The sequence below is a fragment of the Pseudorhodoplanes sp. genome (genome assembly GCA_032027085.1).
Taxonomy (GTDB): Bacteria; Pseudomonadota; Alphaproteobacteria; order Rhizobiales; family Xanthobacteraceae; genus Pseudorhodoplanes.
Genome location: JAVSMS010000001.1, coordinates 1,314,261 through 1,326,300, shown reverse-complemented (window position 1 = coordinate 1,326,300; position 12,040 = coordinate 1,314,261). Strand labels below are relative to the sequence as shown.

The following is a 12,040-nucleotide window of genomic DNA, read 5'->3' as shown; positions in this document are numbered from 1 at the left end:
GCGGCGTTGGACAACAATGCGCATTCATTACGAAAACATAATGTCGCAGGTCATTCATTCGCTGCAACTGCGCCCGATATTAGGGGTTGCACAAGGATTTGGTGCCGAAGGGCTCAACCCCAAGGAGGGATGGACATGACCACTCAGAGGAGCCGCGCGATCGCCGTCGTCACCGCAGCGGCACTCGCGCTGACATCGTTCTCGGCGGTGCCGGCGTCGGCTGCACCGAAAGCGGCAACGCAAGCGCAGCCTGCGAAGGCGCAGACGAGCACGGATTTCAGTTCGCGCAAAAGGCGTCATTATCGAAACAACGCCGCAGCCGCGGCTGCTTTCGCCGCGATCATCGGCGGCATCGCGACCTACGCCGCCGCGCGCGAATATCGCAAGGCGCGCGAACGCGAGTTGCAGTACCGCTATGGCTATTACGGCGCACCCTATGGCTATTACGCGCCGCGTCACCGCTACCGCTATTGGCGCGGCTGGTAAGACCAGCCAGGGCGACATGAGAGAACCCGGCGCTGCTGTTGGCGGCGCCGGGCTTTTTGCACCTGGCAGCCCGCATGCATTCGTTAACGCTCGCTTGGGCAATTGGAGGTAATCTGCAAGCATGAGTGATTCGCTGGAGCGCCTCTACAGATCGGTGATCGACCTTAAAAAGGGCGATCCGGCGAGTTCGCGCACGGCACGGCTGATGCGCGCCGGCCGCTCGAAAATCTCCAAGAAGCTGGCGGAGGAGGCGGTCGAGGTCGTCATCGACGCCATGCAGGGCGACCGCGACGCTGTCGTCCGCGAGAGCGCCGACCTGCTCTACAACCTCGTGGTGTTGTGGGCTTCGAGCGGAATCCGGCCACAGGATGTCTGGGCGGAGATGGAACGCCGCGAGCAGCTGTTCGGCCTGGCAGAGAAGTTGCCAAAGGATTTGCCCATGGCGGCGTCCCGTCGCAAAGTGGTGGCGCTTGAACCGCGCCGGGTCCGCAAACGGCGCTAATCCTCCCCTCCGGGCGCATGCCGCGCCCCGCCCTTTCTGAAAAGCCCCGCATGCTTCGTCGCCTCTACGACTGGTTCATTGCCGCCGCCTACAAGCCGTTCGCCACCTGGATCATGGGCGCGGTGTCGTTCGTGGAAAGCTCCTTCTTTCCGGTTCCGCCCGACGTGATGCTGATCCCGATGTCGCTGGCGCGGCCGGACAAGGCTTATTCCTATGCCTTTCTCTGCACCTGGACCTCGGTGGCCGGCGGGATGCTGGGCTACGCGATTGGCGCGGTCCTCTATGACTCCGTCGGGCAATGGGTGATTTCGCTCTATGGCTACGGCGAAAAGGTCGATGCCTTTCGGCAGGCCTATAATGAGTATGGCGCCTGGATCATCCTGCTGAAGGGGCTGACCCCGATCCCCTACAAGATCGTCACCATTACCTCCGGCTTCGCCGGCTACGATCTCCTGATGTTCGTCCTGCTGTCGTTCGTGGCCCGCGGCGGACGCTTCTATCTCCTGGCCTTTCTGCTCAGCCGCTACGGCCTGCGGGCCCGCGCCATTATCGAGGAACGCCTGGGTTTCTGGGTCACCGTCGGCGCCATTCTGATGATCGTGGGAATTGTTGCTGCGATCTTCCTGTTTTGATCATATGTGACGACTCCTCATTTTTGCCATGCCGCCTTCTTTTCATGGCGGGACAGGTGAAGGGAGGAAGAGAGTCCGTTGCCGGGTTGATGAAAGAGATGACGGTGCATGGGAGAAATTCTGCTCCCCGGTTCGCTTTGAGCGGATCGCGACTGCTGTTTTGCGTGCCGGCTCTGCTCATCGTGACGTCCGGCCTTGTGCTGGCGCAGCAGGCGCCGCTCGCTCCCGCCGGTCAGCCCCCGCCGCCAGTCCAGGCGCAGCCGGAAGCTCTGCCGCCGGCGCCAGCCGCCGAAGCCGCCCCGCCAAAAAAGAAAGGCTTCTTCGATGCGCTCGAGAAATGGTGGGACAAGTCAGCCGCCGATTTCAAGGCGAGCCTCGACAAGTCCCAGGAAGACTGGCGCAAGCTGAACGAACGCAACGAAAAAGCGGCAAGGGACGCCGCCGCTGCCGCCAAAGAGGCGGCGGAAGCGTTTTCGAAGTTGTCGGGCACGAGAATCGTCGAAGGCCGCGAGCTGTGCACCATCGCGCCGAATGGCTCCCCCGACTGCAATGCCGCAGCGGAGAAAATCTGCAAGGCAAAGGGCTTTTCCCTCGGCAAGAGCGCGGATATTCAGACCAACCGTAAATGCTCCGCGCGGGCCTGGCTGTCCGGCAATCCTTCCGACAGCGCCTGCACCATGGAAACGGTCGTGATCAAGGCCGCCTGCCAGTGAAGGAATAGCCGTGAATCTTTCAACGAAACTCCAGGAGCGCGAAAGCGCGGGGCGTCCCGTGCGCGTCGGCCTGATCGGCGCCGGCAAGTTCGGCACGATGTTTCTGTCGCAGGTGCGGCTGACGCCGGGGATGCATCTCGTCGGCCTCGCCGATCTCGATGGCGAGCGGGCGCGCAGCCAGTTGCGCAGCGCCGGCTGGAGCGACGAAATGTTTGCCGCAGCATCGCTGGGCGACGCCTTGAAAAGTCGTCGATCGCATGTGACCGAGGATGGCGGAAGCCTGATCGCCTGTCCCGACATCGATGTGATCGTTGAAGCGACAGGCGATCCGAAAACCGGCATCCGCTTTGCGCTCGACGCGATTGCGCATGGCAAGCATATCGTGATGGTCAACGTCGAAGCGGACGCACTTGCGGGGCCGCTGCTCGCGGACAAGGCGCGGCAGGCCGGCGTCGTCTACAGTCTGGCCTGGGGCGATCAGCCGGCGCTGATCTGCGAGCATGTCGACTGGGCGCGCGCCTGCGGCTTCAAGGTCATCTCTGCGGGCAAGGGCACGCGCTATCACCCGACCTATCATCGTTCCAATCCCGATACGGTCTGGGAAATCCTGGACAAATATCTGCGCATCGATGACCGCAAGTCGATCAACCCCAAGATGTTCAATTCCTTCATCGACGGCACCAAGTCCGGCATCGAGATGACGGCGGTGTGCAACGCGACCGGCCTTGTGCCGCAAAGCGCGGGCCTGAGCTTTCCGCCCGCGAGCCGCTTCGAGCTCGCCGACATCTGCAAGCCGAGGAGCGAAGGCGGCGCGCTGGAGAAAGCGGGCGTCACGGAAGTCGTGTCCTCCGTCGATCGTGACGAGCGCGACGTGCCGCACCATCTGGCGATGGGCACTTTCGTCGTGTTTGAGGGCGAAACCGAGTATGCGCGCCGCTGCTTCCGCGAATATCACCTGATGCCCGACAAGAGCGGGCGCTTCGCCGCACTCTATCGCCCGGTTCACATGATCGGACTGGAATTGGGGATTTCGATCGCCTCGGTCGCGTTGCGTAACGAGCCGACCGGCGCGCCGACCGGTTTTCGCTCGGACGTGGTCGCGACGGCGAAGCGTGACCTGAAAGCCGGCGAAATGCTGGACGGGGAAGGCGGGTTCTGCGTCTGGGGGAAGCAGACGCCGGCCGATGACTCGCTCGCACAGGAGCTTTTGCCGCTCGGGCTCGCGCATCAGGTGAAACTCACGCGCGATGTGGCGGAAGGCCAACAGTTGAAATGGAGCGATGTCGCCTGCGACCCGCAGGATGATGCGGTGAAAGTCCGCCGCAACATGGAAGCCATGTTTGCGAAGGGGAGTGCCAGCGCCGCTTGAGGCGCGCCGACTGGACCGGCATGACGCCCGGTGCACCGGGGAAATACATCGACCTGTTTAATTACAGGAAGGGGTTGTGACGTCCTGATGGCGTCATCGCCCGCGAAAGCGGGCGATCCAGTACACACAATAATCGCCGCGATTGCCCGCTTCCGCGGGGCATGACATTCAAGGTGGGCTGCGCGACCGGCCTAATCCAGCTCGATCGCGCCCTTGATCTCATGCGTGACATCGAGATCGCCGATCTTTAGCGTCATTGTGGCGTTCAGGGTTTCGTTGCCCTTCAGCTTGCCGCTTGCCACCGCGTCGCGCACGGCCTTCTCGATTTCCCGCTGCGAGGTCACGCCGACATGCTTCAAAAACTTGCGGATGGTGGTGTTGAAAACGTCCTCATTCATGGAACCTCTCCTGGCCGTGACAAGCGGCGGCTGACAGCAACATGTCAATATCGGGAATGGTGCCCCTGGCCGGGATCGAACCAGCACTCCTTGCGGAACTCGATTTTGAGTCGAGCGCGTCTACCAATTCCGCCACAGGGGCTTAACTCACCGAGCATGATCTGAACCGAAAACGGTCCATCATTTTCGGGATTATGCTCTGGCCGCCGGATCATAGCGGCGAAGGGGCAGGGGTCAATCTTGGGTCAAGTTTCGCCGCGCCCGTCGCTGACATAAAGGTGTTTGGCCCCTTGCTCAAGAGTGTTTGAATCGACAGTTGGCGGGCGAGGGCGCTATCGGGATGCACCGGAAATGACAGATGGAGTGCGCGTGACTGATATTCTGCAAAAAGCCGCCAGAGAGCCTGTTGCGTCCACCGCCTTGGCGATTGCGATCCTTGGTGCGGCCACGATCCTCGGTGCCTGGTATTTCCAGTATGGCCTCGGCCTGCAGCCCTGTCCGCTCTGCCTGGAGCAGCGCTACGCCTATTACTTTGCCATCCCGCTGGCGGTCCTGGCGGCGCTCGGCGTGTCCGTCGGGGCGTCGCGCAAGGTGATCGTCGCGGCCTTCATCGTGATCGCGCTGGGCATGCTGTGGAATGCGGGGCTCGGTGCGTATCACGCCGGCGTGGAATGGAAGTTCTGGCCCGGCCCGCAGGATTGCGGCGGGCAGCTCGGCGACCTCGGCACCGCCGGCGGGCTGCTCAAGAAGCTGGAATCGATCCGCGTCATCCGCTGCGATGAGGTCGCCTGGAGTTTCCTCGGCATTTCGCTCGCCGGCTACAACGTCCTGATCTCGCTGGCGCTCGCCGCGCTCGCCGCGTGGGGTGCAATGGCCGCGTACCGGACGCTGCCGCCGTCGGAGAGGTTGGCTTAGTCCGGCTACGGCTCGAGCTCCGTATCCCAATAGAGATAGTCCATCCAGCTTTCGTGCAGATAGTTTGGTGGAAACAGCCGGCCGTTGCGATGCAGATGCTGCACCGTAGGCTGGAAGGGATGCTGCGAGGGATGCATGCCGGCTTCGCTCGGCGTCTTGTTGCCCTTTTTCAGATTGCAGGGCGAGCAGGCGGCGACGACATTGTCCCAGGTGGTGTGTCCGCCGCGCGAACGCGGAAGCAGATGATCGAAGGTGAGATCATCCTCCGCGCCGCAGAACTGGCACATGAATTTGTCACGCAGGAAAACATTGAAGCGCGTGAAGGCGGGGTGGGTGGCCGGCTTGACGTAGGTCTTCAGCGACACGACGCTCGGCAGCTTCATCTCGAAGCTCGGCGAATGCACCGCGCGCTCGTAATTGGCGACGATATTCACGCGTTCGAGAAACACCGCCTTGATCGCGTCCTGCCAGGACCACAGCGAGAGCGGGTAGTAGCTCAAGGGACGGAAGTCCGCGTTGAGCACAAGAGCCGGAAAACCGGTCGGCGACACGTGAACGTTCAAATAAGGCGCTCCTGCAAGGCCCAAATCTGAAGCAACGCTCACTCTATAAAATAGCGTGACGGAAATGTGAAGCGCGCCCGCAGGGAGCGGAAATACGCCGATTCCGGGGTCTAAACGCGAAAGCGCCGGGCGAGGAACTCCCCGCCATGACGCAATCCTTCGCCGTCGATTGCATGTCCGATTCCCTGAGAAAGATGCCATTCGACGGGAATTTCGATCTCCGACAGCGCCCTGCAGGCAAGAAACAGCGCCTGCGCCGGGATGAGGTCGTCGCGATCACCGTGGATGAGCAGCACCGGTGGGCGCGATCTGACATCGGTCCTGATTGTCTCCGGCGGCCCGTCATTCGGCATCACGAACATCCCGGAATAGCCGACGATTGCCGCGACAGGCGCTGCGCGGCGCAGCCCGACATGCAGCGACATCATCGTGCCTTGACTGAACCCGACCAGCGCCAGCGCCGCAGGCGGCAGGCGATAGCGCGCAAGTTCCTCATCCAGAAATGCGTTCAGCATCGGCGCCGCCTTGTTGACGCCGGTCCAGCGTTCATCGGGATTGCGAAAGGTCAGTTCGAACCATTGCCGGCCGACCGGCGCTTGCCCGCACGGTTCGGGCGCATGCGGCGAGACGAAGGCGGTGTCAGGCAGGAGGTCTTGCCAGGCCTGACCGATATCAATGAGGTCGTTGCCGTCGGCGCCATAGCCGTGCAGGAAAACGACAAGACGTTTTGCTTTGCCGCTGCGCGGGTCAAGCCGCGGGCCGTCCAGCTTTGCCATTCGATTTCCTGTTTGCAGCTTGCGGCAATGGGGCGCCTTCGCGCTTCTTTGCCACCGCGTAATATTTCCAGAGCAGATGCGCCGCGACCCCGCGCCATGGCCGCCAGCTTTCGGCAAGAACAGTCAGTTCTTTCGCGGTCGGCCGCTTCTTCAAATCGAATGCGATGCGCGTCGCTTCCTGCAAGGCGAGATCGCCGGCCGGCCAGGCATCGGCGTGACCAAGGCAGAACAGAAGATAGATGTCGGCGGTCCAAGGTCCGATGCCGTGCACTGCGATCAGCGCCTGATGCGCGGTGTCGGCGTCGCTCTGCGCAATCGTGTCGAGATCGAGGCGCCCTTTGGCGATTTCGCTTGCAATCGTCTTGATCGATTTGATCTTCGGCGCCGAGAGGCCGAGGCGCGCAAGCCGTGTCGCGCGGGCGCGCCGTAGCGAGTCGTGATGAAACGGATCGAACGCCGCCGACAGCCGTCCCCAGATCGCGGCGGCGCTGGCCGTCGAAAGTTGCTGCCCGCAAACAATGGCGGCAAGGCCGCGAAAGCCTGCATCGCGGCGGCGCAGGGCGGGCGTGCCGGTTTCGGCCAGGATGGATGCGAGCCGCGGATCGGCTTTCACCAGTTTGCGGAGCGCCTTGGCCAGATCGGCGTCGGTGTGGAGGAATTGAGGCATCACGCTATTTGTCATACTTCGCGAAAGCGGAGCATCGAGTAATTTCAGGGTTTGCGATCTATCGCAATGTCGGCGTTTACTGGATTGCCCGCTTTCGCGGGCAATGACACAAGAAACCCACATGCCGCCACCCGTTTTCCGCTTCGCCCCAAGCCCGAACGGCTATCTGCATCTCGGCCATGCGCTGTCGGCGCTGCTGAATTTCGATATGGCGCGCGCGGCGGGCGGTCGTTTTCTGCTGCGCATCGAGGACATCGATGCCACCCGCTGCCGGTCCGAATACGAATCCGAAATTTATGAGGATCTCGCCTGGCTTGGCCTGGACTGGGAAAGACCGGTGCGACGGCAATCCGAGCATTTCGATGCATATCGCGCGGCGCTCGATCGATTGAATGACATGGGCCTGCTCTATCCGAGCTTCGAAAGCCGCGGCGAGATTGCGCGCATGGTGGCGGCGCTGGGCGACCGCGCGGCCCGCGATCCTGACGGCGTGCCGCTCTATCCCGGTCATGCGCTTTCCCTGAGCGCGGAAGAACGCAGTCGCCGGATGGCGGCCGGCGATCCCTATGCCATGCGTCTCGATATGACGGCCGCATTGGGAAAAGCCGGCTTGCTGTCCTGGCAGGAAACTGGCGCTGGACCCGCGGGCGAGCCTGGCGTGGTGATGGCGCAGCCGCAGGCCTGGGGCGACGTGGTGCTTGGGCGCAAGGACGTCCCGACCAGCTATCATCTGGCGGTTGTCATCGATGATGTCCTGCAGGGCATCACCCATGTCGTGCGCGGGCAGGACCTGTTCTGGGCCACCAGTGTGCACCGCCTGTTGCAGCATCTGCTGGGTTTGCCGGTACCGGCCTATCGTCATCACCGCCTGATCCTGGATGCGGACGGCCGCAAGCTGTCGAAATCGACCCAATCCACTGCCCTGCGCGAGCTGCGGGCAGACGGCGTAAAACCCGCCGAAATTCGCCGGATGGTGGGGCTTTTCTAGGCTGCGTTGGTATCGTCATCGGCGCCGTGCCATGGTGTGGCAGTGGGGAATCATGGCGCGCTCCAGAACAAAAAAGCCAGTTGTAAAGCGGCTGTCTGGCAAACCAGCGCCCGCCGCAAAGGCGCGCAAGTCGCCGCCACGCAAGTCTGAGTCCGCCGTCGAGATGGCGCTCGCTGCGCTGGCGCACGACATCCGTACGCCCCTGACCGGCATTCTGGCGCTCGCCGAATTGCTGGCGGCGAGCGACATCGGCGAACGCGAGCGCGGCTGGGCGCTGAGCATCAAGAGCGCGGCCGAGCATCTCGAGCAATTGACGACGGTCGTGACCGACGCGGTCAAGGCGCAAGCGGCGGACCTTGTCCTGCGCCGTGATGTATTCTCGCCGCGCCAGCTCACCGAGGCGGTCGGCGCGGCGTTGATCGCCCGCGCGCAAGCCATCGGGCTCAAGGCGGAGATCATCGTCGATCCCGATCTGCCGGCGAATGTCGTCGGCGATCCGGTGCGGTTGCGCGCCGCGCTGGAAAATCTCGTCGACAATGCCGTGAAATTCACCGCGCAGGGTGCAGTCACGCTCGCGGTCAGGTCGCAGCCCGCGACGCGCAACCGTGTGAAGCTCGACTTCGCCGTCACCGACAGCGGCATTGGTTTGCGCGACAGCGAGATCAGAAAGTTGTTCCGCCCGTTTTCACAGGCCAGTGCGGAAGTGTCGCGCCGCTATGGCGGCACCGGGCTCGGGCTGACGCTGGTGAAGCGGCTGGCGAAAGCGATGGGCGGCGATCTCACGGTGACAAGCAGGCTGGCGGAAGGCTCGACCTTCCGGCTCAGCGTGGTGGCCGAACGCATGCAGGGTGCAACGCCCGACAAGAGCATTTCGGCGACGGCAAAAAGAAACACGGCTCAGGCACGCGAACTCAACATCCTCTGCGTCGAAGACAATCCTTATGGCCGTGTGGTGGTCTCCACCATCATCGCCGGCCTGGGCCATCACGTCCAGTTTGCCGCCTCGGGCGAGGCCGCCCTGGCTGCGCTCGAGCGTCGCGCCTTTGATGTTGTATTGATGGATGTCACCTTGTCGGGTATGGACGGCGTCGAAACCACACGCCGTATCCGCGCGAGAGCCGACGCCAAAAGCAGAACGCCGGTCATAGGCCTGTCAGCACGCGGCGCGGCAGCGGACGAGGCCGCCGCGCGTGAAGCCGGGATGGATGCCTATCTGATCAAGCCTGTCTCGCCGCAGAGTCTGGAAACCGCGCTCGCATCGCTGACCGGACGACATACATCCTGAGTCATTTCATCGAGCCATACATCTTTCCGTCGGCGAAGGTGTAGGTCACCGTGCAGAACTTCTGTTTCGGCATGCGGCAAAATGAGCCGCTCTGGGTGAGGATGAGGGCCGGCCGGTTGCTGACGCGTCCGGTGCGCCAGTCGGACACCGTCGCGACCAGCAGCAGCCTCCAGTCGTTCTCCGCCCGCCAAGTATAGACCTCGAGCGCGCAGAAGCCGTTGACACAATAGGCCTGCGGCCGGCCCTCGCAGGGGACGTTGCCCAGATCGATGACGAAATCGGACTGGCTGTCACCGTTCACGTCGCGCGAGACCACGGCGCTGTCGAGCGAGCCGGGCTTGCCGCCGATGCCGACGCAGACCTTCTGCAGCCTTTCGAGCGCGCTTTGGATCTGCTCGGGATATTCGGCTGCCATAACCTGCGTTGAAAGCAGAGCAACGGCTGTCATCACGCAAAGCCGCAGCATCACGCCACATTCCGGGTCGCGCCATCGACGATGCGCACGACGTCCGCCATCACGCGGTTGATGTCGAAATCCTTCGGCGTATAGACCGCGGCGACACCGGCAGATTTCAGTGTGCGTTCGTCTTCCGGAGGGATGATGCCGCCAACCACGACCGGCACCTCGGCAATGCCGGCTTCCTTCATCCGCGTGACCACGTCGCGCACCAATGGCACGTGACTGCCGGAAAGGATCGATAGGCCGATCACGTCCACATTCTCGTCGATTGCGGTCTTGACGATCTCGGCCGGCGTGAAGCGGATGCCGCCATAGACCACGTCCATGCCGGCGTCGCGCGCACGCACTGCGATCTGCTCGGCGCCGTTGGAATGGCCGTCCAGACCGGGCTTGCCGACCAGGAATTTCACCCGCCGGCCGAGCTTGTGCGAGACCCGCTCGACCTCGGCGCGCACGGGATCGAGCCTTTCGCCGCCCACCTGGCGCGCGGCTTTCGGCACGCCGGTCGGCGCGCGGTATTCGCCATAGATTTCGCGGAAGACCGCACCCCATTCGCCGGTGGTGACGCCGGCCTTCGCGCAGGCGATGGAGGGCGGCATGATGTTGGCGCGGCTTCTCGCCGCCGCGCGCAGCTCCTTCAGTGCTGCGTCGACCGCTTTCTGGTCGCGCGCGGCGCGCCAGGCGTTCAGACGTTCGATCTGCTCTTTCTCCACCTCGTGCGGCACGGTGAGAATAGCGTCGATGCCGCCGGTGAGTGGGGAAGGCTCGGTTTCGGTGAATTTGTTGACGCCGACGACAATGAGCTCGCCGCGCTCGATGGCCTCCAGCCGCGCCGTGTTGCTCTCCACGAGCTGGCTCTTCATGTAGCCCATCTCGACCGCTGCCACCGCGCCGCCAAGTTTCTCGATGCGGGCGAGCTCTTCCCTGGCTTCACGCTTGAGCTGATCGACTTTTCTTTGGACTTCGGTCGATCCGTCGAGAATGTCGCCATATTCGAGAAGATCGGTTTCATAGGCGAGGATCTGCTGCGCGCGCAGCGACCATTGCTGGTCGAACGGCCGCGGCAGGCCGAGCGCTTCGTTCCAGGCCGGCAATTGCACCGCGCGGGCGCGCGCCCTTTTCGACAGTGTCACCGCCAGCATTTCGAGCAGGATGCGGTAGACGTTGTTCTCCGGCTGCGGCTCGGTGAGGCCGAGCGAATTCACCTGCACGCCGTAACGGAACAGCCGCTGCTTGGGATCGGTGATGCCGTAGCGTTCCGCCGTGATCTCGTCCCACAATTCACAGAAGGCGCGCATCTTGCAGATTTCGGTGATGATGCGCATGCCGGCATTCACGAAAAACGAGATGCGGCCCACCACTTCGCCGAAGGCTTTGCCCTGCACCTCGCCCGAGGCCTTCACCGTGTCGAGCACGGCGATGGCGGTGGCGAGCGCATAGCTTAATTCCTGCACCGGCGTCGCGCCGGCTTCCTGCAGATGGTAGGAGCAGACATTCATGGGATTCCATTTCGGCATCTCGGAGGTCGTGAACAGGATCACGTCCTTGATCAGCCGCATGGACGGCGCCGGCGGAAACACGTAGGTGCCGCGCGAAAGATATTCCTTGATGATGTCGTTCTGCGTGGTGCCGGTGAGTTTTGCGCGCGGCACGCCGTTCTCGTCGGCGACGGCAATATAGAGCGAGAGCAGCCACGCCGCGGTCGCGTTGATCGTCATTGACGTATTCATCTCGCCGAGCGGAATCTCCTTCAGGAGCGCCCGCATATCGCCGAGATGGGAAATCGGCACGCCGACCTTGCCGACTTCGCCGGCGGCCAGCGGATGATCGGAATCGTAACCGGTCTGGGTCGGCAGATCGAAGGCGACCGACAGGCCCGTCTGGCCCTTCAGCAGATTTTGCCGGTACAGCGCGTTCGACTTTTCGGCCGTCGAGTGTCCGGCATAGGTGCGGAAAATCCAGGGTTTGTCGCGTTTGGGCGTGTCGTTCATTCCTCTCCGACCCAGACCTGTAGCAATCAGCGTTTAATCAACCCGATAATCACAAGAAGAATGACCGCGCCGATCACCGCATTGATGACGGAGGCGATGATGCCCCCGCCGATTATGATGCCGAGGCGCGGCAGCAGCCAGCCGGCGATCAGCGCGCCGACAATGCCGACGACGATGTTGCCGATAATTCCGAAGCCGTAGCCTTTGACAATCAGGCCGGCGAGCCAGCCGGCAACGCCACCGACGATCAGCCAGACGATCAGATCCCCTAACATGACGTTCTCCCCATGATATG

15 protein-coding genes and 1 tRNA gene are annotated in these 12,040 nt (G+C 62.9%); 8 read left to right on the top strand and 8 right to left on the bottom strand.

The genetic code is table 11. The features are described 5' to 3' along the window. The first annotated feature begins 135 nt into the window (after positions 1–135). From RO009_06505 to RO009_06485, 5 genes are all read left to right on the top strand, one after another. On the top strand, positions 136–486 hold the full coding sequence (locus RO009_06505; GenBank protein ID MDT3684675.1) for a hypothetical protein: 351 nt from the start codon (positions 136–138) through the stop codon (positions 484–486). Positions 487–607: 121 nt separating this feature from the next. Next, on the top strand, positions 608–988 hold the full coding sequence (gene hisE, locus RO009_06500; GenBank protein ID MDT3684674.1) for a phosphoribosyl-ATP diphosphatase: 381 nt from the start codon (positions 608–610) through the stop codon (positions 986–988). 50 nt (positions 989–1,038) lie between these two features. Beyond that, entirely contained in the window at positions 1,039–1,620 is a 582-nt protein-coding gene (locus RO009_06495) for a YqaA family protein (GenBank protein ID MDT3684673.1), read from the top strand. Between the two features lie 164 nt (positions 1,621–1,784). After that, complete coding sequence (locus RO009_06490) at positions 1,785–2,333, top strand: hypothetical protein (protein MDT3684672.1); 549 nt, start codon at positions 1,785–1,787, stop codon at positions 2,331–2,333. Positions 2,334–2,343: 10 nt separating this feature from the next. After that, positions 2,344–3,702 (top strand): SAF domain-containing protein, encoded by a 1,359-nt coding sequence (locus RO009_06485; GenBank protein MDT3684671.1) that lies wholly within the window; start codon positions 2,344–2,346, stop codon positions 3,700–3,702. 191 nt (positions 3,703–3,893) lie between these two features. Here RO009_06485 and RO009_06480 read toward each other — a convergent pair whose 3' ends face one another. Both RO009_06480 and RO009_06475 read right to left on the bottom strand, forming a co-directional pair. Beyond that, positions 3,894–4,100 carry a DUF6494 family protein gene (locus RO009_06480; GenBank protein ID MDT3684670.1) on the bottom strand — a complete coding sequence of 69 codons (207 nt, stop codon included), beginning with the start codon at positions 4,098–4,100 and terminating at the stop codon, positions 3,894–3,896. Positions 4,101–4,157: 57 nt separating this feature from the next. Beyond that, positions 4,158–4,242, bottom strand: a tRNA-Leu gene (locus tag RO009_06475). A gap of 227 nt (positions 4,243–4,469) precedes the next feature. On the opposite strand from RO009_06475, the gene RO009_06470 reads away from it, so the two are divergent. Next, on the top strand, positions 4,470–5,015 hold the full coding sequence (locus tag RO009_06470) for a disulfide bond formation protein B (protein ID MDT3684669.1): 546 nt from the start codon (positions 4,470–4,472) through the stop codon (positions 5,013–5,015). A 5-nt stretch (positions 5,016–5,020) separates the two neighbouring features. On the opposite strand, the gene RO009_06465 is transcribed toward RO009_06470, so the two are convergent. From RO009_06465 to RO009_06455, 3 genes are all read right to left on the bottom strand, one after another. Beyond that, positions 5,021–5,578, bottom strand: a complete 558-nt coding sequence (locus RO009_06465; protein MDT3684668.1) for an HNH endonuclease — start codon at positions 5,576–5,578, stop codon at positions 5,021–5,023. Positions 5,579–5,688: 110 nt separating this feature from the next. Then, the gene (locus tag RO009_06460) at positions 5,689–6,354 is read right to left on the bottom strand and encodes a dienelactone hydrolase family protein (protein ID MDT3684667.1); all 666 of its coding nucleotides are present in this window, start codon (positions 6,352–6,354) and stop codon (positions 5,689–5,691) included. Then, positions 6,326–7,021 carry a DNA-3-methyladenine glycosylase 2 family protein gene (locus tag RO009_06455; protein ID MDT3684666.1) on the bottom strand — a complete coding sequence of 232 codons (696 nt, stop codon included), beginning with the start codon at positions 7,019–7,021 and terminating at the stop codon, positions 6,326–6,328. The genes RO009_06460 and RO009_06455 overlap by 29 nt, the downstream gene beginning before the upstream one ends. Positions 7,022–7,142: 121 nt before the next feature. Here RO009_06455 and gluQRS point away from each other — a divergent pair, with 121 nt between their 5' ends. Together gluQRS and RO009_06445 are read left to right on the top strand one after the other, a co-directional pair. Next, complete coding sequence (gene gluQRS / locus RO009_06450) at positions 7,143–8,009, top strand: tRNA glutamyl-Q(34) synthetase GluQRS (GenBank protein MDT3684665.1); 867 nt, start codon at positions 7,143–7,145, stop codon at positions 8,007–8,009. A 52-nt stretch (positions 8,010–8,061) separates the two neighbouring features. Continuing rightward, positions 8,062–9,294 (top strand): ATP-binding protein, encoded by a 1,233-nt coding sequence (locus RO009_06445; protein ID MDT3684664.1) that lies wholly within the window; start codon positions 8,062–8,064, stop codon positions 9,292–9,294. 1 nt (position 9,295) lies between these two features. Here the strand turns inward: RO009_06445 and RO009_06440 are convergent, their stop codons facing one another. Genes RO009_06440 through RO009_06430 form a run of 3 tightly spaced genes read right to left on the bottom strand, consistent with a single transcriptional unit; the run spans position 9,296 to position 12,020 of the window. Beyond that, positions 9,296–9,742, bottom strand: a complete 447-nt coding sequence (locus tag RO009_06440; protein MDT3684663.1) for a hypothetical protein — start codon at positions 9,740–9,742, stop codon at positions 9,296–9,298. Positions 9,743–9,759: 17 nt separating this feature from the next. Beyond that, positions 9,760–11,745 (bottom strand): protein meaA, encoded by a 1,986-nt coding sequence (locus tag RO009_06435; protein MDT3684662.1) that lies wholly within the window; start codon positions 11,743–11,745, stop codon positions 9,760–9,762. A 26-nt stretch (positions 11,746–11,771) separates the two neighbouring features. Further along, complete coding sequence (locus tag RO009_06430; GenBank protein MDT3684661.1) at positions 11,772–12,020, bottom strand: GlsB/YeaQ/YmgE family stress response membrane protein; 249 nt, start codon at positions 12,018–12,020, stop codon at positions 11,772–11,774. Positions 12,021–12,040: the final 20 nt, after the last annotated feature.